Annotated in this window: 25 protein-coding genes; 9 read left to right on the forward strand and 16 right to left on the reverse strand. The window is 69.3% G+C overall.

Translation table 11 applies throughout. The annotated features are described in order from the left end of the window. Positions 1-20: 20 nt before the first annotated feature. Together Q0818_RS00120 and Q0818_RS00125 are read right to left on the reverse strand one after the other, a co-directional pair. On the reverse strand, positions 21-1,334 hold the full coding sequence (locus Q0818_RS00120) for a PLP-dependent transferase (RefSeq protein WP_298870062.1): 1,314 nt from the start codon (positions 1,332-1,334) through the stop codon (positions 21-23). Then, positions 1,327-2,268: an alpha-L-glutamate ligase gene (locus Q0818_RS00125; RefSeq protein WP_298870064.1), complete on the reverse strand. Its 942-nt coding sequence runs from the start codon at positions 2,266-2,268 to the stop codon at positions 1,327-1,329. Before Q0818_RS00125 ends, Q0818_RS00120 begins: the two co-directional genes overlap by 8 nt. Before the next feature lie 102 nt (positions 2,269-2,370). On the opposite strand from Q0818_RS00125, the gene Q0818_RS00130 reads away from it, so the two are divergent. Further along, positions 2,371-3,201, forward strand: coding sequence for a class I SAM-dependent methyltransferase (locus Q0818_RS00130; RefSeq protein ID WP_298870066.1), 831 nt, complete (start codon positions 2,371-2,373; stop codon positions 3,199-3,201). Here Q0818_RS00130 and Q0818_RS16700 read toward each other — a convergent pair. From Q0818_RS16700 to Q0818_RS00140, 3 genes are all read right to left on the reverse strand, one after another. Next, positions 3,171-3,554: an alpha/beta hydrolase gene (locus Q0818_RS16700; protein ID WP_366943081.1), complete on the reverse strand. Its 384-nt coding sequence runs from the start codon at positions 3,552-3,554 to the stop codon at positions 3,171-3,173. The genes Q0818_RS00130 and Q0818_RS16700 overlap by 31 nt on opposite strands. A 159-nt stretch (positions 3,555-3,713) precedes the next feature. After that, positions 3,714-4,004 (reverse strand): hypothetical protein, encoded by a 291-nt coding sequence (locus Q0818_RS00135; protein WP_298870068.1) that lies wholly within the window; start codon positions 4,002-4,004, stop codon positions 3,714-3,716. Between the two features lie 177 nt (positions 4,005-4,181). Continuing rightward, complete coding sequence (locus Q0818_RS00140; protein WP_298870069.1) at positions 4,182-4,892, reverse strand: hypothetical protein; 711 nt, start codon at positions 4,890-4,892, stop codon at positions 4,182-4,184. Positions 4,893-5,116: 224 nt separating this feature from the next. Between Q0818_RS00140 and Q0818_RS00145 the strand changes: the two genes are divergently transcribed. The 3 genes from Q0818_RS00145 to Q0818_RS00155 are packed head-to-tail and all read left to right on the forward strand — an operon-like array spanning position 5,117 to position 6,602. Further along, complete coding sequence (locus Q0818_RS00145) at positions 5,117-5,512, forward strand: YbaB/EbfC family nucleoid-associated protein (RefSeq protein WP_298870070.1); 396 nt, start codon at positions 5,117-5,119, stop codon at positions 5,510-5,512. Further along, positions 5,509-5,844: a hypothetical protein gene (locus tag Q0818_RS00150; RefSeq protein WP_298870071.1), complete on the forward strand. Its 336-nt coding sequence runs from the start codon at positions 5,509-5,511 to the stop codon at positions 5,842-5,844. Before Q0818_RS00145 ends, Q0818_RS00150 begins: the two co-directional genes overlap by 4 nt. Continuing rightward, the gene (locus Q0818_RS00155; RefSeq protein ID WP_298870073.1) at positions 5,841-6,602 is read left to right on the forward strand and encodes a hypothetical protein; all 762 of its coding nucleotides are present in this window, start codon (positions 5,841-5,843) and stop codon (positions 6,600-6,602) included. Before Q0818_RS00150 ends, Q0818_RS00155 begins: the two co-directional genes overlap by 4 nt. Before the next feature lie 46 nt (positions 6,603-6,648). Here the strand turns inward: Q0818_RS00155 and Q0818_RS00160 are convergent, their stop codons facing one another. The 6 genes from Q0818_RS00160 to Q0818_RS00185 form a co-directional block, all read right to left on the reverse strand. Continuing rightward, the gene (locus tag Q0818_RS00160; RefSeq protein WP_298870075.1) at positions 6,649-6,873 is read right to left on the reverse strand and encodes a hypothetical protein; all 225 of its coding nucleotides are present in this window, start codon (positions 6,871-6,873) and stop codon (positions 6,649-6,651) included. A 170-nt stretch (positions 6,874-7,043) separates the two neighbouring features. Then, entirely contained in the window at positions 7,044-7,316 is a 273-nt protein-coding gene (locus Q0818_RS00165; protein ID WP_298870076.1) for a hypothetical protein, read from the reverse strand. A 597-nt stretch (positions 7,317-7,913) separates the two neighbouring features. Continuing rightward, positions 7,914-8,309 (reverse strand): DUF779 domain-containing protein, encoded by a 396-nt coding sequence (locus Q0818_RS00170; protein ID WP_264629552.1) that lies wholly within the window; start codon positions 8,307-8,309, stop codon positions 7,914-7,916. Positions 8,310-8,560: 251 nt separating this feature from the next. Continuing rightward, positions 8,561-10,111, reverse strand: a complete 1,551-nt coding sequence (locus Q0818_RS00175) for an aldehyde dehydrogenase family protein (protein WP_298870078.1) — start codon at positions 10,109-10,111, stop codon at positions 8,561-8,563. A 205-nt stretch (positions 10,112-10,316) separates the two neighbouring features. Then, on the reverse strand, positions 10,317-10,841 hold the full coding sequence (locus Q0818_RS00180) for a hypothetical protein (protein WP_298870079.1): 525 nt from the start codon (positions 10,839-10,841) through the stop codon (positions 10,317-10,319). Positions 10,842-10,918: 77 nt separating this feature from the next. Next, positions 10,919-12,205 (reverse strand): GAF domain-containing protein, encoded by a 1,287-nt coding sequence (locus Q0818_RS00185; protein WP_298870081.1) that lies wholly within the window; start codon positions 12,203-12,205, stop codon positions 10,919-10,921. A gap of 201 nt (positions 12,206-12,406) precedes the next feature. Between Q0818_RS00185 and Q0818_RS00190 the strand changes: the two genes are divergently transcribed. Further along, positions 12,407-13,441 carry an NAD(P)-dependent alcohol dehydrogenase gene (locus Q0818_RS00190; RefSeq protein WP_298870083.1) on the forward strand — a complete coding sequence of 345 codons (1,035 nt, stop codon included), beginning with the start codon at positions 12,407-12,409 and terminating at the stop codon, positions 13,439-13,441. A 258-nt stretch (positions 13,442-13,699) separates the two neighbouring features. Here the strand turns inward: Q0818_RS00190 and Q0818_RS00195 are convergent, their stop codons facing one another. Beyond that, complete coding sequence (locus tag Q0818_RS00195; protein ID WP_298870084.1) at positions 13,700-15,127, reverse strand: CCA tRNA nucleotidyltransferase; 1,428 nt, start codon at positions 15,125-15,127, stop codon at positions 13,700-13,702. 89 nt (positions 15,128-15,216) lie between these two features. Further along, positions 15,217-16,728: a methyltransferase gene (locus Q0818_RS00200; protein WP_298870085.1), complete on the reverse strand. Its 1,512-nt coding sequence runs from the start codon at positions 16,726-16,728 to the stop codon at positions 15,217-15,219. Positions 16,729-16,837: 109 nt separating this feature from the next. On the opposite strand from Q0818_RS00200, the gene Q0818_RS00205 reads away from it, so the two are divergent. The 4 genes from Q0818_RS00205 (at position 16,838) to trxA (ending at position 22,086) form a co-directional block, all read left to right on the forward strand. Then, positions 16,838-19,045, forward strand: a complete 2,208-nt coding sequence (locus Q0818_RS00205) for a DUF6049 family protein (RefSeq protein WP_298870087.1) — start codon at positions 16,838-16,840, stop codon at positions 19,043-19,045. After that, positions 19,042-20,640: a murein biosynthesis integral membrane protein MurJ gene (gene murJ / locus Q0818_RS00210; protein ID WP_298870089.1), complete on the forward strand. Its 1,599-nt coding sequence runs from the start codon at positions 19,042-19,044 to the stop codon at positions 20,638-20,640. Before Q0818_RS00205 ends, murJ begins: the two co-directional genes overlap by 4 nt. A 73-nt stretch (positions 20,641-20,713) precedes the next feature. Then, positions 20,714-21,700: a thioredoxin-disulfide reductase gene (gene trxB / locus Q0818_RS00215; RefSeq protein ID WP_298870090.1), complete on the forward strand. Its 987-nt coding sequence runs from the start codon at positions 20,714-20,716 to the stop codon at positions 21,698-21,700. Positions 21,701-21,762: 62 nt separating this feature from the next. Further along, positions 21,763-22,086, forward strand: a complete 324-nt coding sequence (gene trxA / locus Q0818_RS00220; RefSeq protein WP_108319841.1) for a thioredoxin — start codon at positions 21,763-21,765, stop codon at positions 22,084-22,086. A 324-nt stretch (positions 22,087-22,410) separates the two neighbouring features. Here trxA and Q0818_RS00225 read toward each other — a convergent pair whose 3' ends face one another. The 3 genes from Q0818_RS00225 to Q0818_RS00235 all read right to left on the reverse strand — a co-directional run bounded on the left by Q0818_RS00225 (position 22,411) and on the right by Q0818_RS00235 (position 24,716). Next, the gene (locus Q0818_RS00225; protein WP_298870091.1) at positions 22,411-22,758 is read right to left on the reverse strand and encodes a tryptophan synthase subunit alpha; all 348 of its coding nucleotides are present in this window, start codon (positions 22,756-22,758) and stop codon (positions 22,411-22,413) included. Between the two features lie 72 nt (positions 22,759-22,830). Next, entirely contained in the window at positions 22,831-23,796 is a 966-nt protein-coding gene (locus tag Q0818_RS00230; protein WP_298870093.1) for a ParB/RepB/Spo0J family partition protein, read from the reverse strand. Next, entirely contained in the window at positions 23,796-24,716 is a 921-nt protein-coding gene (locus Q0818_RS00235; protein WP_298870094.1) for an AAA family ATPase, read from the reverse strand. The genes Q0818_RS00230 and Q0818_RS00235 overlap by 1 nt, the downstream gene beginning before the upstream one ends. Positions 24,717-25,232 lie beyond the last annotated feature (516 nt).

The raw sequence follows: 25,232 nt of genomic DNA on the forward strand, positions 1-25,232 counted from the left end.
TCGCCGGCCTCGCGCGAGTGTCAGCGCGCCGCGCGGAGCGCCTGATCGAGGTCGGCGATGAGGTCGTCGGCATCCTCGAGGCCGATCGACAGGCGGATGAGGCCGTCGCCGATGCCGAGGCGGTCGCGCGTCTCCTGCGTGAATCCGAAGTGCGTGGTGGTCGCCGGGTGCAGCGCCATGGAGCGGGTGTCGCCGATGTTCGTCATGCGGCTGAAGAGCCGGAGGGCGTCGAAGAAGCGCTCCGCGGCGTCACGCCCCCCGCGCACGGTGAACGAGAAGACGGAGCCCGAGAGACCGTTGTAATCGCGCACCGCGATGGCGTGCTGCGGATGAGAGGGGAGCCCGGCGTAATTCACACTCTCGACGGCATCGTGCGCGTCGAGCCACTGCGCGATCGTGCGCGCGCTCGCGAGGTGCTGGCGCATGCGGACCGACAGCGTTTCCATGCCCTGCTGCAGGAGGAACCCGTTGAGCGGCGACAGCGCCGGTCCGGTGTCGTTGGCGATCCCGAAGCGCAGCGACAGCTCGAACGCGCGTGGGCCGAACGCCTCGACGAACGACGAGTGCGCGGCGACGGGCGTATCAGTGAGCGCGGGATAGGAACGGTCGGCCGCCGCCCAGTCGAACGTCCCGCCGTCGACGACCGCCCCGGCGAGGTTGGCCCCGTGCCCGGAGAGGAACTTGGTGGCCGAGTGCACGACGATGTCGGCGCCGTGCTCGATCGGACGGATGAGGAAGGGCGTGGCGATGGTGTTGTCGACGACGAGCGGGATGCCGTGGCGACGCGCCACCCGCGCGACCGCGTCGATGTCGACGACGTCGTTCTTCGGATTGGGGAGGGTCTCGGTGAAGATCGCCTTCGTCTCGGGCCGGATGAGGGCGTCCCACTCGGATTCGTCGAGGGGGTTCCAGACGTACTCGACGGTGACGCCGAGGCGCGCGAAGGTGCGGTCGAAGAGCACCCGCGTGCCGCTGTAGATGCTCGCGGTGGAGACGATGTGCTCCCCGCTGCCCGCGAGCCCCAGCAGGGCCATCGTGATCGCGGCCTGACCCGATCCGACGACGAGTGCCCCGGAGCCGCCCTCGAGAGAGGCGAGACGGCGCTCGGCGACCTGGTTGGTGGGGTTGGCATTGCGCGAGTACAGATGCCCCAGGTCGACGGCGCCGAACCGATCGGTGGCCTCCTGGAACGAGGTGAAGCGATAGGCCGCCGACAGGTGCACGGGCGTGATCCGCGACCCGTGCGTGAGATCTTCTTCTTCGCCCGCGTGCACCTGGCGGGTGGCGAAACCGAAGCCCGCCCACTCGGTGTGCGGCGCTGCCGGTTCAGCCACGGAGACCGACCGCTTCCTTCGGGAGCAGGGAGCCCAGCCATCGGGCGATCTCGCGAGGTCCGGAACGGGGGGCGGTGGCCTCGACGTCGGGGTTGTAGTTCGTGTTGGTGTTCACGTCGTACGTGACGGTGCGTCCGTCGCGCGTCTCGATGAACTCGATGCCGGCGATACCGACGCCCTCGGCCGCGAGGAAGGCGAGATAGCTGTCGATGAGAGCGGGGTCGACGTCGTCGCGGCGGCGGAAGAGCGGCTCGGGTTCGACGCCGTCGGCTCCCGGGACGGCGCAGGCTTCGGCGGGGCAGAGCTCGAAGCTCCCCGCGCTGGTGTCGACGCGCACCGCATAGACGAAGTCACCGGCGACGAACTCGGCGCGCGTGACGAACGGCGACTTCGCGACGAGCAGTTCCTGCAGCAGGGTGATGCCGTCGGGGGAGGGCTCGAACTCGGCACCCGCGACCCACGCGGCGAACTCCTCGACCGTCTCCCACCGCCGCACTCCGAGGCCCTTACCGCCCTGATTGTGCTTGCTGATGAACGGCGCCCCGAAGCGCTCGGCCTGAGCGACGAGGTCGTCGACGCCGAAGACGGCGACCGTGCGCGGAACGTCGATGCCCGCGTGACGCAGCGCCGCGTGCTGCGCGACCTTGCTGACCTCGAGCTCGAGCACGTCGGCGCCGTTGATGACCGTGCGCCCCCACGAGGCGAGCCATCGCAGCACGGCCCGGCCGAACTCCTTGCTGTAGGCGTGGTCGCGCGTGTGGGCCGACGCACTGAGGCGCGACCAGAAGATGCCCTCGGGCGGCTCGACCGCCAGATCGATCGACCCGTCGGTCAGCATCCACTCCTCGAAGGGCACGCCTTCGGCCTCGAACGCCGCCGCGAACGGCGGGATCCACTGGGGGTTCTCGTGAATGACATAGACCTTGCCCGACATGCGGCCAGGCTAACCCGGGGCCCCGACATCGTGTTCTTTCGTCGTCACGAGGCGACACCGACGATCGATTTCCCTAGGCTCGAGATTCTCCGAGGGGATGCCATGAGTTCTGACTTCATCGATGCCAACCGCGCCAATTGGGACGAACGCGCGACCCTGCACGCCGCGCGCGACGGTTCGGGCTACGGCGTCCAGCGGTACGTGGACGACCCCGAGGCCCTATCAGACGTCGTGCGCTTCGACGCGCCTCTCCTGGGAGACATCGTCGGCAAGCGCACCGTTCACCTGCAGTGCCACATCGGCACCGACACCCTGTCCCTCGCCCGACTGGGCGCCCGGGTGACCGGACTCGACTTCTCCGAGAACGCGGTGGCCGAGGCCCGCAAGCTCGCTGCCGAGGTCGGAGTGGACGTGGAGTTCGTCCAGTCGGATGTCCGGAGAGCGGCAGACGTGCTCCCCCGAGGAACGTTCGATCTCGTCTACACCGGAATCGGCGCCCTGTGCTGGCTGCCGTCCATCGACGAGTGGGCGGGTGTCGTGGCCGACCTTCTGGCGCCGGGCGGAACGCTGCACATTCGCGAGGGGCACCCGGTTCTGTGGTCGATGAACGAGACGCTGCCGGGCCTGACCCTCGCCTTTCCCTACTTCGAGCAGCCCGTCCCGCTGGAGTGGGATGACGACAGCACCTACGTCGAGGTCTCCGCGCCGCTGACGTCGACGCGCACGTATGAGTGGAATCGAGGGCTCGGCGAGATCGTCACCGCTCTCCTCTCGCACGGCCTGCGCATCGACACTCTCGTCGAGCACGACAGCGTTCCGTGGGAAGCTCTCCCGGGCCGGATGACCCTGCGCTCGGACGGCGAATACGCGCTGACCGAACAGCCCTCCGTGATGCCGCTGAGCTACACGATCAGAGCGTCGAAGGCGGGGTGACGGTCGGTTCCGGCGAGGAGGACAACTGCGGCTGCAGTTCGAAGATGTCCCCGGGGACGCAGGGGCTGACGTAGCTGAAATTCACGATGCCCGTTCCGATCCACAGATCGGAGAGCGAGCCGTCTGGATTGACCCCGCTCACTGCGCGCTGACCGCAGGGCCTTCAGATCGTCGGAAAGCGCGACGGCACCCGTTGCCGCGCGGTCGTCCGAGAACACCTCGAAAGCCCGGACGTCGGGCATCGGCGGGTGGTACCCGATCCAAGCGAGTCCAGCGAATTCGCTGGGGTGAGCATCCGCCAGACGCGCCTGCTCCGCGACGAGAGACTGGGCAACGCGCACGTATTTCTCCATATCCGCCGGTCCAGCCCTCGATATCGGCTTGCGAGCGCAGTCGCTCCACCACTTCCTCGCTGACCTTCGCGCGCCGTTCCGCCAGATGGGAGACCTCGTACGCCGCTTCGACGGATCCGGGGACGATCTCCTCGGGAATCGACGCAGACGAAAGGCTGCTCATGTGTCACCCGCCAGCGCTCTGACGGTGGCGTCGGAACCTTCTTCGACCCGCTCGTACAACCCCGCCGACCCCTGGAGACCCGCGGCGGTGTCGTCCACCTGCGCCGTCGCCTCCGCCCAGCCTCCCGTCATCGCCTGCATGAAGGCGTCCACGGCCTGGCCGAGCTGCGGATGCCCGAGCTGTCGCGCGTCGGCGACCGCCGTCTCCGCCTCGGCTGCTCGCGCCGTCAGGTCGAGCGATCCGGCCGCGCGACGCAGGGTGTCGGTGATGACGGTGAGGCTCCGCATCCCGGAACCGTACTGAGATCTCGATACACCGCCGCGAAGTTGTCCACAGGCTCACCCGGATGTGGGCGATCTCTCATTCATCTGGACGACCGTGCCACCGCAGCGGTCCGGGTGGTGGGAAGCGGGTCGTCACCGTCGTTCACGGGGCCTGATCCGACGCGGCGATGCCCGCGATCATCACCGCCCGAAGAAAAGCGCGGCGCCGCCCGCGATGACCATCGCGGCGAGCACGACCCCGAGGTACAGACCCACGCGCGCGCCGTTCACCCGCGATCCCCGCGACTGCAGGGGTTCCGCGTGGACCGCGCCGGCCGGCGGTGCGGCGGCCGGGGTTCCAGCGGCCGGAGGCAGCTCCGCAGCGGCCTGTGGGAGCCTCAGCTCGTGCACGCGCGCCACGAACAGGTCCACGGTGGCCAGGACGGCCCGCCACGACGTCGCGTCGTCGTTTGACAGTGAACGCGGCGCGTAAAGGAAGAGCCACTGACCGCGTAGCTCCGCGTCGAGAGGATGGGCCTCGTCAGCGAGGGCGTCGACGATCTCCGGCGTGAGCAGCGCATCGACGGCCTGTTCCGAACCGGGTGCGGCTTCCACCCGCACGCCCGGACGACTGTCGTCCACCGCAGCCCCGCCCGGGGTCGCCGGAAGCGCCGACCGCGCGCGGTTGCGAACCGCCTCGATGGTTACCGAGGGCACGGCGACCCCCAGATCCACGGCGGCGTACCCCCATTGCTGCGTGAACTGATTCCCCACGGCGACCTCCGTGTAGAAGCTGTCGCCGACCTCGACCATCGGATCTCCCGGAATGCGCACGATGTTCACCGCGCGCTGAGAGAACCGCGCCTGCCCGTCCACCTCGCGGAACACCACACCGGGGAGCTGCTGATCCACGGCGTGCGTGAAGTACTGCCATCCGTTCTCCGACGCGAAGCGCGAGACCGCGTGGGCGGTCGGGTCGGTCCGTGCCGGGGGAGCGACAGGGTGCGTCAACGCGGTGTAGTCGATTTCACAATGCACGGTGTCATTCTGCCGGTCGCTTCCGAGAGGAATCTGGGGCTGCCTCCGTAACGCCGGAATGCCTAGGGTGTACGAGCACGACATTCTTGGAGGGCTGAATGACGAATTCCGCAGAAGTGCACGAGGCGCTGCGAAAGATCGACGAGCAAGTGGCGATGAGTCAGCACCGAGCCCAGCTCATGCAGGACCTGGCCGTGCAGATCGAAGCCATACACGTCGAGGTGACATCGCCCGGGGGCGAGATGACGGTTCACGTGGATGCCAATGGACGCTTGATCGACATCGATCTGACCTCGAGGGCGATGGCGCTCGAACCGTCGCGGGTGCGCACGCTGCTCCTGGACTCGCTCGACGAGGCGTACGAGGAGGCGACCCGCCGCAGCGTCGCCCTCGCATCCGCCGCCTTCGGACCCGACGCCCCGACGGTCGCGGGCCTGAGGGAGAACGCCGAACGTTACCGCCCGCAGCTCAAGCGGGAGGAGGACGAGCAGTGAGCGCCGACCTCATCCAGGTGGATCCCGATCTGCTGCGTCAGCACGCGCAGAAGATCACCGCTCTCTCCCACGACATCGGCGATGCGACCTCCGCCGCCGCTCACGTCGCTCTCGGGGGACGGGCGTTCGGCATCATGTGCTCGTTCGCCGCGCCCCCCACCACGCTGCTCGGCCTCGGTGCCGTGAATGCCGTCTCCGCCGTCCAGCGGGCGCTCATCCGTGCTGCGACGGCCGCGACGCAGATGGCCGACGACTTCGAGAACATCGAGAACCGCTTCGTGCAGGAGCTCGAGACTCTGCGGGCCGAGATCGACGGCGGGGTGTACGTGTGAGTGAAACCAATTCGTTGATCGCGCCACCCACGGAGGGAAGCCTGGCCGACGGCCTCGGCCCGTTCGAAGACGGCGCTTCGCTCGTCTCGTCGATCGCGGGAGGTGACTGGATCGGCGCTTCCCTGGCCGGCGGGTCCATCGCCGTCTCGGGCTTCGATGCCGTCGTGAACCCCATCGCGACGCTGGTCTCGCTCGGAGTCGGTTGGCTCCTCGAGCACATGTGGCCCCTGAACGACTGGCTGGATGAGCTGACCGGGGACCATCACGAGGTCGCCGGTTTCGCGCAGACGTGGCAGAACGTGTCGGGTCGACTAGGCGAGACCTCGGGTTCCCTGTCTCGAGCGGTGGGCGACCTCGCCGAGCTCGAGGGCGCAGCGGCGGACGCCTACCGCGCACTGCTGACGACTCTCACCGCCTCGCTGCAGCGGTGTGCAGAGCTCAGCGCGGGGCTCGGCGTCGCCGCTGATCTTCTGGCGGGCATCGTCAAGGCGGTGCATGACGTGGTCCGCGACGTCATCGCCGATCTCGTCGGCTTCGTCGTCCAGAGCCTGGCGGTCGCCGCCTGCACCCTCGGGGCGGCCACCCCCGCGATCGCCGCTCAGCTCGCGATCAAGTCGGCGCGCTGGACCTCGCTGCTCTCGTCCTTCGTCCGCGACCTCGTCACCTCGGCCGGCACCTACGTCGACCTCGCCAAGACGATCAAGGAGTTCGTCGAGGGGGCATCCTCCGCGCTCGACGACCGCGCGGCCGCGGCCTGATCGCCGTCACGGCGGACCAACGATCGTCGCGAGGTCAAGGAGCTGATCAGCCTCTCCACGGCGCGCCGGAACCTCCACCCATGAGGGCCATGACGCAGAGTGGCGCGGCCATGAGCACCACCGACGCGAGCACCCCGCCCCACGCCGCGTCCACCGTCAGGGCGTGCGATCCCCCCTCGTCCACGAATCCACGGAACGTCGCGACGAGAGGAATGCACACGGTGATGGCCTGACTGAACGCGACCGCCGCGAGCACGAGCGCTCCGATCACGCTCAATCCGGTGCAGATGGCTAACGAACAGACCATCACGAAGACGCGGTCTGCGCTCAGAGACAGAGCAGGCGTTCGTGGGGCATTCAACGTCATCCTCGAGGTGTCCGTCGATGCAGGGGGTTTCTCGTGGTGAGGGAGCGACGTTCTGGCCGGCGTTGCCCGTTCGTTCACTCCGGCAGGAAAAGCGCCAGCGCCAGGAGCGGAGAAGCGAGGATGCCGGTCACTGCCATCGCCACCGCCCACGACCCGTCGATGAAGAGCGTCCGCCCACCCCCGCCCGGGTCTTTGGTCCCCGTGTAGGTAACGAGGTAGGGGATGTCGATGGTGGTCGCCATCTCGGTCGCGACGATCGCGAGCAGCATGAGCATCACCGCGACGAACGCTGCGGCGATGACGGGGGAGAGCAGGGCGAGCACCAGGCGACCGACACGGAATCTCATCAGGCACCTCTCGCACGGCACGGCACGACACTTCACGCCCGCTCGAGCGTGGGCGGCCCGGGCGTCGCGCCCGGAGGCACCACACGCTAGTGAGCGCTGTGCATCAGCATCCGCGGATCCGCTCGCGTTTCACCCCCTCGAGCGCGACCTTCCCCCGCGCGCGTGAAGGAACCCGCTCACCGCTCACGCGCTGCACCCGCGGTGGGGAGGTCTCGACCGTCCTCTCCCACCGGCGTCGAAGCCCGGGCTCGAGCACGCCCCTCAGATGAAACGCCATGCGATCACGGGTGAAGCCGGCACAGAGGCGCCGAAGCGACTGGGAAGCTTGATCTCTCACCCTGTCCGTCAGGAGTTCGTATGGAAGACAGCGCGAACCTCGCCGTGATTGTCGGCATCTACGTGACGCTGATCGGCACGGCGTGGGCGCCCTCATCGACCCCCTTCGACCGGCGAACTACTGGATCTCGGTCATCCTGGTCGTGATCACGGGATTCCTGATCGCGGGTCTCGCTCCGGATGCCACGATGTCGGTGCCGCTCCTCACCATGTCGTTCGCAACCACCGCCTGGTATCGCGAACGACGCTGGAGAGCGAGTCTCATTCGGCAGCAGCGCCCACCCCGAACGCCGCCGCCTCCTCCTCCGTCAGCATCCGCGAACGGATGAGGAATCGCATCCCCGTCGGCCCCTCGACCGAGAAGCCCGCGCCGCGCCCCGGCACGACGTCGATCGTCAGGTGCGTGAACTTCCAGTACTCGAACTGCGACTCCGACATGAAGACCTGGATCGGATCGTCGAGCCCGGCGTCGATGGTGCCCAGCAGCACGTCGCTCGGTCCGGTCAGGAACATCCCCACCGGGTAGCACATCGGCGAGCTGCCGTCGCAGCACCCGCCGGACTGGTGGAACATCAGGGGGCCGTGCGTGGCCGTCAGGTCGCGCAGCAGCGCAGCTGCGGCATCCGTCACATCCACACGGGAGAGCTGGGTCGCCATGTCCCACTCCTTTCGGTTCATGTCCCAAAGTGTGTCGGTGTCGCGGCCGGTGACCGGCCATAAGTGGGACGAGGGTCAGCGCGGCCGCCACAGGAAGGCCGACGGTCAGCGCGGCAGCTGCAGGAACGCCGCCGGTCACCGCGCCAGCCGCAACGGGCCCGGAGCGACAGCGACGAAAAGGGGTGTGACCCCCGGGACGAACCCGGGGGTCACGCGGGTCGGGATCGCCGCCACGACCCCGACACGGCCGATCAGAAGAAGCCCATCGCGCCGTCGGCGTACGACACCAGCAGGTTCTTCGTCTGCTGGTAGTGGTCGAGCATCTTGAGGTGGTTCTCGCGGCCGATGCCCGACTGCTTGTACCCGCCGAACGCGGCGTGCGCCGGGTACTGGTGGTAGGTGTTCGTCCAGACGCGACCGGCCTCGATGGCCCGACCGGCGCGGTAGGCGGTGTCGCCGCTGCGGCTCCACACGCCGGCACCCAGGCCGTAGAGCGTGTCGTTCGCGATCGAGATCGCGTCGTCGAAGTCGTCGAACGACGTGACCGACAGCACCGGACCGAAGATCTCCTCCTGGAAGATGCGCATGTCGTTCGTGCCCTCGAACACCGTCGGGGCGACGTAGTACCCCTCGGTCAGGTCGCCGCCGAGGTCGACCCGCTCACCGCCCAGGAGCAGCTTGGCGCCGCCCTGCTTGCCGATGTCGATGTACGACAGGATCTTCTCGAGCTGGTCGTTCGAGGCCTGCGCACCGATCATCGTCTCGGGGTCGAGCGGGTTGCCCTGGCGCACCTTCTTCACGCGCTCGAGGCCGTCACCGAGGAACTGGTCGTAGATCGACCGCTGAATGAGCGAACGCGACGGGCACGTGCACACCTCGCCCTGGTTGAGCGCGAACATCGTGAAGCCCTCGAGCGCCTTGTCGTAATAGGCGTCGTCGCTGCGCAGCGCGACATCCTCGAAGAAGACGTTCGGGCTCTTGCCGCCGAGCTCGAGCGTCACCGGGATGAGGTTCTGCGAGGCGTACTGCATGATCAGGCGGCCCGTCGTGGTCTCACCCGTGAAGGCGATCTTGCGGATCCGCTTGTGCTGCGCGAGCGGAGCACCCGCCTCGATGCCGAAGCCGTTGACGATGTTCACGACACCGGCGGGCAGCAGGTCGCCGATGATGTCGAACAGGAAGAGCAGGGATGCCGGAGTCTGCTCCGCCGGCTTGATCACGACGCAGTTGCCCGCGGCGAGGGCGGGGGCGAGCTTCCACGCGGCCATGAGGATCGGGAAGTTCCACGGGATGATCTGTCCGACCACACCCAGCGGCTCGTTGAAGTGGTACGCGACGGTGTTCTCGTCGAGCTGGCTGAGCGAGCCCTCCTGCGCCCGTAGCACCCCGGCGAAGTAGCGGAAGTGGTCGATGGTCAGCGGGATGTCGGCGGCGAGAGTCTCGCGGACGGGCTTGCCGTTCTCCCACGTCTCGGCGACGGCGATCTTCTCGAGGTTCTCCTCGATCCGGTCGGCGATCTTGTTCAGGATGACGCTGCGCTCGGCGGGCGTGGTCTTCTTCCAGGACGCGAACGCCTTCCAGGCGGCATCCACCGCCCGATCGATGTCGTGGGCGTCACCGCGCGCGACCTCGCAGAACGGCTTGCCGGTGACGGGCGTGATGTTCTCGAAGTACTCGCCGCTGTGCGGGTCGACCCATTCGCCGCCGATGTAGTGCCCGTACCGCGAGCGGTATTCGGCGACGGCCCCGCGGGTTCCGGGTGCGGCGTAGACGCTCGAGACGCCTTCTTCGACGATGGTCATGCGTGTCTCCTTCGACGGTCATGAGACGCCGCGACGGCTCCGGTGCGGCGATGCGCCGACGCTACGCCGGGGGAGGTTGCATCCGGTTGCGCGGGAACGCGCCGCGAGAAGCATCCCGGATGCCGGCACCCGGCCGGCAGCGGAGTACGCGCAAGACGAACGGATGCCACGACCCGCAGGCCGTGGCATCCCTCACGCGAGACGGTCAGGCGTCGGCATCGGCCAGCACCGAGCGCAGCGGCGGCACGTTGACCTCGTGCAGGTCGACGTCGTCGAGACGCTCGATGCTCTGCACGCGCGGCGCGATGGCGCGGTCGTCGGCGACGATCCAGCTGCCGACCAGCAGGAAGCGGTCGTTGCCCGCGGTGATCGGCCCGGTGAGAGCGAACGTCTGGTGGGTGGGCGTGAGGAACGTGACGCGCACGGGCGTGCCGTGGGGAAGCGTGGACGGGTCGACCACATCGGCCGCGAGAGCGGGCTGCGGCGCCTCGATGCCGAGGTCGATGCGCTGGATCTCGGAGCTCGTCGCGAGGATCACATCGCCCACGAGCGGCTGACCGCCCACGCCGATGCGTACCGTGCCCTCGAGGGCGTAGAGGCCGTAGCGCGGGGAGCGGACGATGACGCGGGCGACGTCGCCGGCCTTGACCTCGGCGAGCGCCTCGCGGATGCGCGCCACGTCGCGACGGGCACGGGCTGCCGAGAAGATGTCGAGCGCTTTTTCGTCCATATGTTCACTGTAACCACGGCCTCCGACATCGGGGGGCCGTGCGGCGCGTCGCCTGTGGATAGGCGGAACCGTCCGCCTCAGTCGCGCTCGAGCCGCTCGATCCGTGCGACCAGACCGGCGCGACGCGGCGACCGCGGCGGCAGCATCGACAGGCACAGCCGGAGCACCTCGTCGTCGTCTCGGCCCTCCAGGGTCTCGGCGTACGCCAGCAGGACGTCGACCCCCGCCTCGGCGATCAAGGCCTCGCGGAGTGCCGAGCGCACCGAGTCGCGCACCTCCACGACGCCCGGCGCCTCGGACTCGGGCAGCACCGGTCCCGAGTACGCCGCGAGGGCGACCCGGTGCGCACCGCGATCGAGCAACGACAGCACGTGTTGCGCGTCTGTCTCGAGGTCGTCGGGCAACCGGTAGGGCCGGGATGCCGGCACCACCCGAGGCGCCAGAGGAACGAGCGCGCGCCGCAGACGCACCATCTCAGGCCGCAGCGTCTCGACGGCCGGGTGACCGTACACCGCCTCGCTCAACGCCTCGGCCGACATCCCCTCGCGGTGCACCGCGAGCAGCAGCAGGATCTCGGCGTGGCGCGCGCTGAGCTCAAGTGTCGACCCGCCCACCTCCAGCAGGGCGCGGTCGCGGCCGAGGATGCGCAGCAGCGCCCGCGACGGAGCCGAGCGTTTCGGGGGAGGAGCCTGCTGCGCGCGCAGCCGCGCGACGAGCAGTTCGCTCTCGATCGCCCGGGCCGTGGCATCCACGAGAAGCTGAGCCTGCGGAGTGACGGCCTCGGGACCTCCCGTGACGTCGATCACGCCGAGCAGCCGCCGTGTCTCCGGATCGTGCACGGGCGCCGCCGTGCACGACCAGGGCTGCACGAGCCGGTTGAAGTGCTCGGCGCCGCGGATCTGCACCGACCGGTCGAGCGTCAGGGCCGTTCCCGGGGCCGAGGTGCCCACGGCATCCTCCGCCCAGTTCGCCCCCGCGACGAAGCCCATGTCGCCCGTGAGCGAGCGGATGTGGCGGTCGCCCTCCACCCACAGCAGGCGACCCGCCGCGTCGCCCACGGCCACGACGACCCCCGATTCCTCCGCGGTTCCGGGCAGCAGGAGCGAGCGGACCATGTCCATGACCCCCGCCAGCGGATGAGTGCGTCGGTACGCCTCGAGCTCGTCACTCGCGAATTCCAGGTGGGGGAGACCTTCGGGTCCGACGAGGGATGCCAGCGACCGCCGCCAGGACTCCTGCACGAGCGGCCGCACGTCGGCGAGCCGCCGGTCCTCGTTTCCGGCGAGCAGTTCGTCGTGGGCGCGCGCGATCAGCAGCCCCGAGGTCTCGGGGGAGATCGCGGGTCGCGACCAGGGAGAAGGCACGGAACTCCCATCGACGGTGACGGCAGGTGCGACCAGTGTAGGGCGGCGACCGCTCCGCGGGCAGGCCTCGCGGCGGGCTCGCAGCAATCGGCGCCGCGCTGCCCGTGAGATGCGTTCCCGATCAGCGGAAAACGCCGTCAACCCCCGCGCGCGACGCGGCAGCGTGGAGGCACGGTGGGGAGAACGAGAGAAAGGGATGCCATGAAGGCAGTGCAGTATCGCGAGATCGGCAAGGGCCCCGAGGTCGTCGAGATCGAGGAACCCCACGCGGGTCCGGGGCAGGTGCGGCTCAAGGTGACGGCCGCGGGGCTGTGCCACTCCGACTGGTTCGTGATGGACCTCCCCGAAGACCAGTACACCTACGGTCTGCCGCTCACCCTCGGCCATGAGGGCGCCGGTGTCGTCGACGAACTCGGCGAGGGCGTCGAGGGCGTCGAGATCGGTGCGGCCTACGCGATCTACGGTCCGTGGGGGTGCGGCCGCTGCCACGCGTGCGCGCAGGGAGCCGAGAACTACTGCCCGTACGCGGCGGAGATGGGCATCACCCCTCCCGGTCTCGGCAGCCCCGGCGCGATGGCCGAGTACGTGATCGTCGACGATCCGCGCCACCTCGCCCCTCTCGGCGACCTCGACCCCGTCGAGACCGTGTCGCTCACCGACGCCGGACTCACGCCGTACCACGCGATCGTCGCCGCGAAGGAGAAGCTGTACCCCGGTGCGACGGCGGTCGTGATCGGCGTCGGCGGACTCGGCCACGTGGGCGTGCAGATCCTCCGCGCGATCACGCAGGCCACCGTCATCGCCGTCGACCTCGGCGACGACAAGCTCGCCCTCGCCCGCGAGGTCGGTGCGCACCACGCGGTGACCTCCGACGAGCACGCAGCGGAACGCATCCGGGAGCTGACGAACGGCCTCGGGGCGACCGCCGTGTTCGACTTCGTGGGCGTACAGCCCACCATCGACCTCGCCCGTTCCGTGGCCGGCATGGACAGCTTCATCCACATCGTCGGCATCGGCGGCGGGATCATGCCCGCCGGCTTCTTCTCGACGCCGATGGGTGCGGCCGTCCGCGCGCCGTACTGGGGCACGCGCAGCGAGCTGATCGAGGTCCTCGACCTCGCGCGCAGTGGCGCCGTGGGCGTGCACGTCGAGCGCTACGGCTTCGACGGGGCCGTCGAGGCGTACGCGAAGCTGCACAAGGGCGCCGTCCGGGGCCGGGCGGTCGTCGTCCCCTGAGAAATGGGGTGAGGGGTGGCGTCCGGATGGTGGATGCCACCCCTCACCGCGCATGCCGAATCCGGCATACGTTGACGGCGGGAGCGACGCGGACGTCGAGCGCCGTCTGCACACAAGGTCTCACGCGCAGGAGGGAGCACCTTCCGACGGGGGCGCCGCCAGTGCAACGGGACGGTCGTTGGACACCCCACTGCGCGAATCACGCCCCACTACGGCGCAACCTCCCACGGCAGGCACCACGCAAGGGCCACCGGCGCCTCAGCTACGCGCCGCCCACCACTCCCGCAGCCTCTTCTCGGCCTCGTCCTCGCCCAGCACGCCTTCGTCGAGGCGCAGATCGAGCAGGAACCGATAGGCCTCGCCGACCTCGCGTCCCGGCTTCAGACCCAGCACCTCCTGGATGCGGTTGCCGTCGAGCTCGGGGCGGATCGCGTCGATCTCCTCCTGCTCGCGCAGCGCGGCGATGCGGGCCTCGATGTCGTCGTACGCGGATGCCAGACGCTGCGCCTTGCGCTTGTTGCGCGTGGTCACATCGGCGCGCGTCAGGATGTGCAGGCGTTCCAGCTCGTCGCCGGCGTCGCGCACGTAGCGACGCACAGCGGCATCCGTCCACGCTCCCTCGGCGTAGCCGAAGAACCGCAGGTGCAGCTCGACGAGGCGCGACACGACGGTGGTCGTGTGGGCGTCGAAGCGCAGCGCCTGCAGGCGCTTACGGGCCATGCGCGCGCCCTTGATGTCGTGGTGGTGGAAGGTCACGCCGCCGCCCGACTCGAGGCGACGGGTGGCGGGCTTGCCGATGTCGTGCAGAAGCGCCGCCAGGCGCAGAGGCACGTCGGGCGCGGCATCCGGGTGCCGACTCTTCTCGAGAGAGATGGCCTGACGCAGCACCGTGAGCGAGTGCTCGTAGACGTCTTTGTGATGGTGGTGCTCGTCGACCTCGAGACGGAGCGCGGGCACCTCGGGCAGGAACTCCTCGATCAGACCGGTCTCGACGAGCACGCGGATGCCGCGCACCGGGTCGTCGGTCTGCAGCAGCCGCACGAGCTCGGCCTGCACGCGCTCGGGGCTGACGATCTCGAGCGACGCCCGCAGCTCGCTGATGGCGTCGAGCGTCGCGGGATCGACGGCGAAGTCGAGCTGTGACGAGAACCGCGCCGCGCGCAGCATGCGCAGCGGATCGTCGCCGAAGCTGACGGCGGGATCGATCGGGGTGCGCAGGCGCCCGGCCAGGAGGTCTTCGACGCCACCCGTGGGGTCGACGAGGGTGCGGGCCGGAACCCGCAGCGCCATGGCGTTGACGGTGAAGTCGCGTCGGCTGAGGTCGGCCTCGAGGGTGTCGCCGAATTCGACCGTGGGCTTGCGGGTGACGCCGTCGTAGCTGTCGGCGCGGTACGTCGTGATCTCGACTTGCTCGCCCTTGACGCGGGCGCCGATCGTTCCGAAGGCGCGCCCGACGTCCCACTGAACCGAGGAGATCGGCTTGATCAGCGCGAGGATCTCGTCGGGTCGGGCATCGGTGGTGAAGTCGAAGTCGTGGGTGATGCGACCCAGGAGGGCGTCGCGGACCGGGCCGCCGACGATCGCCAGATCGCGGCCCGCATCGGCGAAGGCGCGGGCGACGGCGGCGACGACGGGGTGCGCGGCGAGCTCCTCGAGGCGCGCGAGACCCTCGGCCATGTTCAGCATGCCTTCGAGCCTAACCGGGGCCGCTGACAGCGCTCAGCGGGGCTGTGGACGGCGACGCCCGCATCCGAACGGCCGCGACCCGGCGTCGCTCACTCCTCGAACGACAGGAGGCCGGTCACCAGCAGCTCGCGCACGCGCGGAAGCAGGTCGGCGCGCAGGTGCGCGGCATCCACCTCCATCAGCTGGGCGATCGCGTCGACCAGGGTCCCGACGGGAAGGTCGCCGTCGCACGCGCCCACGAGGGCCGCCAACGCCGGATCGACCTCGATCGTGCGCGCGAAACCGCCGCCCTGCCGGAGCTCGATCACCGAGGGGTCGCCCTCGCCCGGCCGGTGGTGGCGCGCCTCGGTGACGTCGGGCGCCACGCGCAGCAGGCTGTCGGCGAGGTCGTCGTCGTCGAGCAGAGCGGCGCGGTCGTGCGCGGCCAGACAGTCCGCGAGGTGCGGACCGAAACCCGCCTCGCCGCCGCCCGCCACGCGTTCGTAGCGCGCGAGGGTCGGGGCGCCCGCGAGCGGCCGGCGCACCAGGACGTAGCCGAAGCCGACCCCGGTCACGCCGCGCCGGGCGAAGTCGTCGAGCCACGCCTCGATGAGGCGGGCGTAGGCGGGGGTGCCGGGCACCGTCCCCCCGTCGCGCACCCACAGCTCCGCGTGGGCCAGCGGGTCGAGCACCTCGCGCTCGACCACCCACGCGTCGAGGGCGTCGCCGACCCATCCGCGCACGCGGTCGAGGCCCGACTCGCCCTCGTGGTACTCCCAGTTGCCGAGCGACTGCGCCACACCGCCCGGCGACAGGTGCACCCCGACCTCGCGGATCACGGTGGCCACCAGGGCGTCGCCCTCCATGCCGCCGTCGCGGTACTCGTACGCGGGAACCCCCTCGACGCGTGGGGTGATGACGAACGGCGGGTTGGATGCCACCCGGTCGAACGTCTCGCCCGCCACCGGTTCGAAGAGCGAGCCGTGCCGCGTCTCGATGCCGTCCACACCGTTCAGCAGGGCGTTCAGTCGGGTGAAGCGCAGCGCGCGCTCCGAGATGTCGGTGGCGACGACGCGGTCCACCAGGCGTCGCAGACGCAGAGCCTGGATGCCGCAGCCCGTGCCCAGATCGAGAGCGGTGCCGCCGCGGCGCGTGAGCTGGAGCCGGGCGAGGGTCTGCGAGGCCCCGCCGACGCCCAGCACGTGATCCTCGGGGAGGGGTCCACCGAGGGCTGCCTCGTCGAGATCGCTCGCGATCCACCATTCCACCTCGCCCGCGTCGTCGGCGAAGGCCTGCGGACGGACGAGCACCGCGGGGCGTGCCTGCTGGTCGGTCAGGGTGAGCAGGCCCAACGCCACGGCTCCCTCGACACCGAGCGCGGGCAGTGCCGCCGCGACCTCGCTCTGCAGAACCTCGAGGCCCAGCCCCCACAGGCGCCCCAGAGTCGCGAGAGCGTCGTCGCGAGAGCCGAGCGCCCGCTCCGCCGGCCCGCGCAGCCCTCGGGCCACAGCGTCATCCGCCTGCTCACCCCACGCCTCTCTCAGCGCCGCGCTGGTGTAACCCGCCGCGCGAAGGTCGGAGGCGAGCGCGTCGCAGAGCTGGGCATCGGGTTCAGGGAGCACCGGTCCATTCAACCGTCTGCGCGAGGCTATCGGCGGGCGTGAAGGGACGCGGCCTAGACTCGTCGCGATGCGAGGCCTGCCCCCTCGTGACACCGACGCTCGTATGACCGTGACTTCTCTGCCTTCGGGCTCACCCGTGCCGCGGCGCCTCCGCACGCGCCGACTCCTGGCGACCCTCGCGGCGTTCGCCGTGGCCCTCGGCGTCGCGCTCCCGGCCTCGGTGGCGGTCGCCGACGCCACCCCGTCGCCCTCGGCGTCGACCACGCCGGCGACGCTGTCCGCAGCGCCGGCCGCGAACGGCATCCTCCGATCCGGTGAAACCCTGTCGGTCGTCACCTCCCTCACCGCGGGATCCTCGGGCGCCGTGGCGACCCCCGTCGCCCTGAGCCTCGGTCGCGACCCGCTCGCCGACGACGCGGCACTCGAGCGCTGGCTCAGCGGAGACGCGACAGGAGTGACCCTCCAGCAGGTGGCGACCGGATCGATGGATGCCACCTCCGCCGGCGCCCAGAGCACCACCACCCTCTCCGCACCGGCGACCGATCCCGCCCTGGCCGGCCGCGCCGCGGGCGTCTATCCCGTGCAGGTGAGCGCGACGACCGTCGGTCTCTCGGCGCCGAGCGTCGTCGTGGTCCCCGCCGACACCGGCGCCCAGACGCCGATCGCCCTCGTCGTCCCCATCACCGCGGCGCCACTGACCCGCGGCCTGCTGACGGCGAACGAGCTCGCCGAGCTCACCGCCGTCGATGGTGCCCTCTCGGCGCAACTCGACGCGGTCGACGGAACCGGGGCGACCCTGGCCATCGATCCCGCGATCCCCGCCGCCATCCGCGTGCTGGGCTCCTCTGCGCCCCCCACGGCGGTGGCCTGGCTCCAGCGACTGCTCGCTCTGCCGAACGACCGCTTCGCCCTGCAGTTCGGCGATTCCGACGTCGCCGCTCAGCTGCGCGCCGGCCTCTCGATTCCCCTCGCACCCACCTCGCTGCAGACCTACATGACGGCCGCCGACTTCACGGAGCCCGCCCCGGCCGTCTCCGCCGTCTCGACCCCCGACCCCTCGCCCGCGTCGACACCCGGGCAGCCGACGTATCCCTCCACCGCGACGCTGCTCGACATCGGCACGGCGACGCCCAATGTGTACTGGCCGTCCACCGGTTCCGCGGGGTCCGACACCGTCGCCGCCCTCGGCGCCCTGGGAACCTCCGACGATCCCGCCCACGTCCTGGTCCCGTCGACGAGCGTGACCGGAGGAGCGCGACAGGCCGCCGCCTCGGTCGGGGGAGTGTCGACGCCCGTCTACGACGCCGAGGTGTCGCGCGCCCTCGCCGACGCCGCCGGACAGAACGACGCCACCCTCCGCGGGGCCTCGCTCGCCGCCGCGCAGGGATACCTCGCCATCGCCCGCGCGGCCACCGGTGATCAGCCCGTCCTCGCCGTCCTCGACCGGGGGACGGATCGCTCACGCGTGAGTCTGCGCGCCACCCTCGGGCTCATCGCCACCGCGCCGGGATTCGCCGGCTCGCGCCTCGCGACGATCGCGGCACTCCCGGCATCCGCGGTCACCCTCTCCGATCCCACCGTCGACGACGCGCGCGTGGCCGAGGTGAGCGCTCTGCTCGGAGACGAGCAGGTGATCGACCGTTTCGCCACGATCCTCGACCAGCCCGAGCTGCTCACCGGTCGCGAGCGCGCCGAGGTGCTGCAGGTCACCAGCACGTCCTGGACGGGGGATGCCGCCCGCAAGGCCGTCTCCGACCACCGCGCCGCGACCTCCACGACGCTCGACTCCGTCGGCATCCTGTCGTCCGATTTCCGGCTCGTCAGTTCGAGCGCTCCGCTTCGGCCCTGGGTGCGCAACGACCTGCCGTGGCCGGTGACGGTCGTCCTCTCGGTGCGCCCCGACGACGCCCGCCTCCGCGTGCAGGACCACACGACCGTCGACGCTCAAGCCTCGGCCAACACCCGCGTCGAGGTTCCGGTCGAGGCGCGCATCGCCAACGGCGAGGTCAGCGTCGATCTGCAGCTGTTCAGCCCCAGCGGTGAGCCGATCGGTCAACCGCAGGCCGTCGACGTCGAGGTCCGCGCCGAGTGGGAGAGCATCGGCCTCATCGTCATCATCGTGCTGGTGGTGGCGTTCCTGAGCCTCGGCGTCATCCGCACCATCACCCGCCGCCGCCGCGCCACCGCCGCACCCCCCGAAGGCGACCCCGACGCCGTGGACGGCGTGGGGAACAAGGATCCGGATGCCGACGGCCGAGGCGAAGCCGATCCCGACGACGCCCAGAGCACCGACACCGACCAGGAGACGCACCCGTGAGCAGTATCGGACGGGCGAGCGTGCTCATCGGGGCGGGCACGATCGTGTCGCGCGTCAGCGGGTTGCTGCGGACGGTGGTTCTCGTCGCCGCCATCGGCTCGATCAGCAGCGCCGGGGATGCCTTCGCGGTCGCCAATCAGCTGCCGAACAACATCTACGCCATCATCTCGACGGGTCTGCTGACCGCGGTCGTGGTTCCCCAGATCGTGAAGGCCGCCGCCCACGCCGACGGGGGACAGGCCTTCATCTCGAAGTTGTTCACGCTGGGCACCGTCGGCCTGCTGGGCGCCACCGCTCTCGCGATGATCGCCGCGCCGCTTCTCGTGCAGGTGTACGCCGGCAAGTTCACCGAGGACCAGATCGCGCTGTCGACGGCGTTCGCCTACTGGTGCCTGCCGCAGATCTTCTTCTACGGTCTCTACGCCCTCCTCGGCGAGATCTTGAACGCCCGCCGTGTCTTCGGTCCCTACACGTGGGCGCCCATCGTCAACAACATCGTCTCGATCGCCGGCTTCGGGGCGTTCATCCTGCTCTTCGGGGGGCCGCAGAAGAACGTCGAGGCATGGACGCCGAGCATGATCGCCGTGCTCGCGGCCACGGCAACGGCGGGGATCGTCGTGCAGACCGCGGTGCTCATGTTCTTCTGGCGTCGCGCCGGTCTCACTCTCCGGCCGGACTTCCAGTGGAAGGGCGTGGGGCTGCGACACATCAGCCGCCTGGCCGGGTGGACGTTCCTCATGGTCGTGGCCGGGCAGCTCGCGGGAATCGTGCAGTCCAACGTCCTGTCCGGGGCTTCGGGCGACGACCCCGCGATCTTCGCCTCGCAGAACGCCTGGCTGCTGTTCATGCTGCCGTACTCGATCATCGTGCTGTCCATCGGAACCCCCTACTTCACGCAGCTCAGCGAGCACGCCGCCGCGGGACGCCACGACGAGGTGCGGGCGGACATCTCCCGCAGCATCCGCACGCTCGGATTCTTCATCGTCGCGGCCACCGCCGCTCTCGCGGTGGCCGCCGTCCCCGCCAGCCGGATCTTCACGAACGGCCCGGATCAGGCCGCCGCAGCCGCACCCGTGCTGTGGTGCTTCCTGGTCTGCCTCGTGCCGCTCGCCGTGCTCTTCGTCATCCAGCGCACCTTCTACGCCTACAACGACACCCGGACCCCCTTCTTCTTCACGCTCTTGCAGTGCGTGCTCGTCGCGGGAGGCGCTCTCCTGGCCGGCGCTCTGCTCGGACGGTCCGAGTTGGCCGCGGGCGTCGCCCTGACGCAGTCCATCGCCAGCATCGTGCAAGTCGTCGTCGCCACGGTTCTGCTGCGTCGTCGCCTGTCCGGTATCGGCACGGGCTCGTGGCTCCTCGCCCTGGGTCGATTCGCCCTGGCCGCCGTTCCGGCCGCCGCAGCGGGATGGGGCGTTCTCCTGCTCCTCGGCGGAACGACGGGATGGATGACGACGAGCGCTCTCGCCGGCGCCGCCGGCGCCGCGGTGCTCGGCATCGTCGTCCTGGTCGTCTACATCGGCATCCTGGCTCTGTTCCGCACCCCCGAGCTGGCTCCGGCCCTCGCGCTCGGCCGACGGCTCCTCCCCAGGCGATAGCCCCCCGCTCCCGGAATACCCCAGGGCTAGCATGGGTTTCATCCGGCGGAATCAACGAAGGGAACGCGCTACCGTGCGTCACGTCATCATCATCGGATCCGGCCCCGCCGGCTACACGGCCGCCATCTACGCGGCTCGCGCCAACCTCGAGCCCCTCGTCGTCGCGAGCTCGGTCGAAGCCGGCGGCGACCTCATGAATACCACCGAGGTCGAGAACTTCCCGGGCTTCCCCGACGGCATCCAGGGACCCGACCTCATGGCCAAGATGCAGGCCCAGGCCGAGCGGTTCGGCGCACAAGTGCTCTACGACGACGTCGTGTCGCTCGAACTCGACGGACCGGTCAAGAAGGTCACGCTCGGCAGCGGCAAGGTCGAAGAGGCCGTCTCGGTCATCTACGCCACCGGTTCGGCGTACCGCAAGCTCGGCCTCGAGGGCGAAGACCGCCTCTCCGGCCGCGGCGTCTCGTGGTGCGCCACGTGCGACGGCTTCTTCTTCCGCGACCGCACGATCGCCGTCGTCGGCGGCGGCGACTCGGCCATGGAAGAGGCGAACTTCCTCACCAAGTTCGCGTCGAAGGTCTACGTCATCCACCGCAAAGACACCCTGCGTGCGTCGAAGATCATGCAGGAGCGCGCGTTCGCGAACCCCAAGATCGAGTTCATCTGGAACAGCGCGGTCGACGAGATCCTCGGCGACGAGGCAGTGAACGGCGTCCGTCTGCGCTCGACCGTCGACGACACCACCCGCGAGCTCCCGCTCGACGGCCTCTTCGTCGCGATCGGCAACGACCCGCGCACGCACCTCGTGCACGACAAGCTCCAGCTCACCGACCAGGGCACCATCTGGGTCGACGGCCGTTCGTCGCGCACGTCCGTCGACGGCGTGTTCGCCGCCGGTGATGTGATCGACCCGACCTACCGCCAGGCCATCACGGCCGCCGGCAGCGGAACGGTGGCCGCTCTCGACGTCGAGCACTTCCTCGCCGCGCGCGGTGAGGCCGGCGAGCCCGCTGTCGCCGAGAGCCCGATCGAGGGCCTCCCCGACGCGGCCGTCGTCTGAGGAACAAATCAGCCCTCACCGGCGTTTTCACTAACCGACGCTTCCATCTAAGGAGAAATCACATGACCGCCAAGGCGACGACCTCTGCGACCTTCGAGCAGGACGTCCTGCAGGCCGACGGACCCGTTCTCGTGGACTTCTGGGCCGAGTGGTGCGGACCGTGTCGTATGGTCGCCCCTGTCCTCGACGAGATCCAGAACGAGAACTCGGGCAAGATCACGATCCTCAAGCTCAACGTCGACGAGAACCCCGATCTGGCCATGAAGTACCAGATCACCTCGATCCCGGCGATGAAGGTCTTCCAGGGCGGTGAGGTCAAGACGACCATCATCGGCGCGAAGCCCAAGTACGCGCTCGAGCAGGACCTCGCCCCGTTCATCGGCTGAGTCCTCTCACAGACGACAGAGCCCCGGCACCTCGGTGTCGGGGCTCTTCTCGTTCCGGCGACCCGGCAGGGGCATCCCGGATGCCGTGTACGCGGCAGCGGGGGAGGACCTGGGCCCCATTCCTCGTCGACTTCTCGGGGACGCGCCGTCGTGACGACTACCGGCGCCGCAGCGCATCGCGGCGCGGGGGAGAGACGAGCATGCACTTCCGGTCTCACCTCGAGTCGACGGCGACAAGACGATCGCGCGGCCCGAGCGAGGCGGCCCTTTCGCGAATCGCTTGCTCCCGGGAGCAAGGCTGCGCTGAGAAGGCGTGTGTGCCCCTCAGGACGCGTCGAGCCGCACCGATGCATCCCAGCGCCGATGGGGCTCCTCATCGCCCAGAATGCGCCACACAGCGCGTGTGAGGGCGGGATAGTCCAGGGCGATCTGCCGTAGGACGCGATAGTTGCGCGCCTTGTTCGGACGGACGCCCCCGTTCTCGGCGATGTTGTCCGCGCGGAGAGTGAGCACGACGAGTTCGTCGACGCTGGGCAGGTCTTCCATGAAGTCCCACGGATCCTCGCCGCCGCGAAGGCGCTCGTGGATCAGGACCGCCAATTCGTCGGACGCCTCGGCGCGCAGAAGCTCGAGGCTGGCGCGACGGCGCAGGTTGTCATCGTTCGCAGTCACCATTCCAGCGTACGTCGCACCGCCGACACGGAGGCCCGGAACCGTTCGCTCCCCGCGGATGCGAGACGAGGATCAGCCCGCGTAACCCTCTTCGCCGAGCGCCGCGAGGATGCGATTGAGATCCTGAATGGTCGCGAAATCAATACTGATCTGGCCTTTTTTCGCGCTGAGAGAAACGCGGACCTTGGTGTCGAGCCGGTCACCGAGCCGCTCGGCGACGTCGTCGAGGCCCGAACGACGCGAGCCGGCCGTCGGCTTCTGGCGGACCGGAGCGACCCCGGGCATCTTCGCGGCCGCCTCGGCGGCTCGAACCGACAGGTCCTCGTTGACGATCTTGTCGGCGAGTTTCTGCATCTCCTTCGCGTCGTCGAGGGAGAGGATCGCGCGAGCATGGCCCGCGCTCAACACGCCGGCCGCGACACGCTGCTGCACCGGGACCGGCAGCTTCAGAAGGCGGATGGTGTTGCTGATCTGCGGGCGGGAGCGCCCGATGCGCGTCGCGAGCTCCTCCTGAGTGATACCGAAGTCTTCGAGCAACTGCTGGTAGGCGGAGGCCTCTTCCAGCGGGTTGAGCTGCGACCGGTGCAGGTTCTCCAGCAGCGCGTCGCGCAACAGGTACTCGTCATCCGTCTCACGCACGACGGCGGGAATGGTCTCGAGGCCGGCCTCGCGGGAGGCACGCGTACGTCGCTCTCCCATGATGAGCTCATACGTGCCGTCGCCCTTGTCGCGGACGACGACGGGCTGGAGCACTCCGAATTCGCGAACGGAGTGAATGAGTTCCGCAAGATCATCGGGATCGAAGTGGGTGCGCGGCTGACGCGGATTGGGCACGATCGACTTCGGATCGATGTGCACGAGACGAGCGCCAGGAACGGTGACGAGAGCGTCCTCGGTGGAAGGAGCTTCCATGGGGGAGTCGCTCTTCGACGCTGCATTCCCTTCGGGGAAGAACACGTCGACCGGGCGAGCCTCCGAGGGTTCCGCCGTGGGGATGAGGGCGCCGATGCCGCGACCCAGTCCGGTCCTCTTCGCCATCAGGAACCCTTCTTCGTGGTGTCTCGGGCGACGATCTCCACCGCTGCTTCGCGGTAGGCGATGGCGCCCGCTGACTGGCCATCGTACGCGATGACCGTCTGCCCGAAGCTCGGCGCCTCGGATACGCGGACCGAACGCGGAATGACGGTGTCGAGCACCTCGCTCGTGAAGTGCGACCGAACCTCTTCCGCCACCTGCTGCGCCAGGCGCGTGCGTCCGTCGTACATCGTCAGGAGGATCGTCGAGACGTGCAGGGTCGGGTTGAGGTGCTTCTGAATCATCTGCACACTGCCCAGCAGCTGGCTCAGGCCTTCCAGCGCGTAATACTCGCACTGGATGGGGATCATGACTTCGTCAGCAGCAGTGAATGCGTTGATCGTCAGCAGCCCCAGAGAGGGCGGACAGTCGATGATGACGAAGTCGAGGTGATTGTCCTCGATCGCCAGGTAGTCGCGCAGGGCTCCACGGAGACGATGTTCACGCGCCACCTGGGAAACGAGCTCGATCTCCGCTCCCGCCAGATGGATGGTGCTGGGGGCACAGAGGAGGTTCGGTGACTCCGGGCTCGTCTGAACGATATCGACGAGAGGGAACTCGTCGATGAGAACGTCGTAAATGCTGGGCGTCTCGGCGTTGTGCGCGACGCCGAGCGCCGTCGATGCGTTTCCCTGAGGATCCAGATCGATGACGAGGACACGCGCTCCCACCGATGCGAGAGCCGCGGCGACATTGACGGCGGTCGTCGTCTTGCCGACTCCGCCCTTCTGATTCGAGACGGTGAACACGCGGGTTCGACCCGAGAGCTCCACCTTCGCAGCTTCCAGCGCACGACGACGGGCAGACAGATCGGCGATCTCGCGAGCGATGGGGGAGTCGTCGAGCGAAAACGACGACGTGGACGCCTCATCGGACTGTTTCACGTGAAACACACCTCTCCGTCGCGAACTCGCCCAGTCTACCCGCGTGGTGCGTCCTTGATGATGACTTCCACGCATGGTGAACAGGGACCGTCTTGAGAAGTGGCTCATATCGCGGTTCCCCGACGTCAGCTGACTGAGTCCGAGGCGAACCTGCCGGTCGGACTGAGCAGTGCGGTGCACACAGGCGACGCGGTCATTTGGGCGAGGAGGCTGATCGGGCCGAACCCGCCACCCGACGCTCGATGCGCCATTCGATCGTTCCGCGTCGTTGAACGTTGCGGGCATTTTGACATCGATTCCGGTACCAGCTGGATGAGCCTTTGGGGCCGCTTCCACCCCCGCATCGACGGGACTCACCCCCGTCACACGCCCGAGTCGAACGATCGGCGGGATCGTCGGGTTCCGAGGTCACGATCATCGCGGGCTCAGCCGTCGTCAGCGCTCCCGGAAGGGCCCCGTTCATCCCCAACAACCGGACATTCAGACTTGGGCCGACGCATGCTCGCATGCACGCTG

This window comes from uncultured Microbacterium sp. (assembly GCF_947489255.1).
GTDB lineage: Bacteria > Actinomycetota > Actinomycetes > Actinomycetales > Microbacteriaceae > Microbacterium > Microbacterium phycohabitans.

What these genes read in the sequence shown, in the direction of transcription:
- Q0818_RS00125 (WP_298870064.1), bottom strand. Translation starts at nt 2,268, where the DNA reads ATGTCGGGCAAGGTCTATGTCATTCACGAGAACCCCCAGTGGATCCCG.
- Q0818_RS00130 (WP_298870066.1), top strand. Translation starts at nt 2,371, where the DNA reads ATGAGTTCTGACTTCATCGATGCCAACCGCGCCAATTGGGACGAACGC.
- Q0818_RS16700 (WP_366943081.1), bottom strand. Translation starts at nt 3,554, where the DNA reads ATGGAGAAATACGTGCGCGTTGCCCAGTCTCTCGTCGCGGAGCAGGCG.
- Q0818_RS00135 (WP_298870068.1), bottom strand. Translation starts at nt 4,004, where the DNA reads ATGCGGAGCCTCACCGTCATCACCGACACCCTGCGTCGCGCGGCCGGA.
- Q0818_RS00145 (WP_298870070.1), top strand. Translation starts at nt 5,117, where the DNA reads ATGACGAATTCCGCAGAAGTGCACGAGGCGCTGCGAAAGATCGACGAG.
- Q0818_RS00165 (WP_298870076.1), bottom strand. Translation starts at nt 7,316, where the DNA reads ATGAGATTCCGTGTCGGTCGCCTGGTGCTCGCCCTGCTCTCCCCCGTC.
- Q0818_RS00170 (WP_264629552.1), bottom strand. Translation starts at nt 8,309, where the DNA reads ATGGCGACCCAGCTCTCCCGTGTGGATGTGACGGATGCCGCAGCTGCG.
- Q0818_RS00175 (WP_298870078.1), bottom strand. Translation starts at nt 10,111, where the DNA reads ATGACCATCGTCGAAGAAGGCGTCTCGAGCGTCTACGCCGCACCCGGA.
- Q0818_RS00180 (WP_298870079.1), bottom strand. Translation starts at nt 10,841, where the DNA reads ATGGACGAAAAAGCGCTCGACATCTTCTCGGCAGCCCGTGCCCGTCGC.
- Q0818_RS00190 (WP_298870083.1), top strand. Translation starts at nt 12,407, where the DNA reads ATGAAGGCAGTGCAGTATCGCGAGATCGGCAAGGGCCCCGAGGTCGTC.
- Q0818_RS00195 (WP_298870084.1), bottom strand. Translation starts at nt 15,127, where the DNA reads ATGCTGAACATGGCCGAGGGTCTCGCGCGCCTCGAGGAGCTCGCCGCG.
- trxA (WP_108319841.1), top strand. Translation starts at nt 21,763, where the DNA reads ATGACCGCCAAGGCGACGACCTCTGCGACCTTCGAGCAGGACGTCCTG.
- Q0818_RS00230 (WP_298870093.1), bottom strand. Translation starts at nt 23,796, where the DNA reads ATGGCGAAGAGGACCGGACTGGGTCGCGGCATCGGCGCCCTCATCCCC.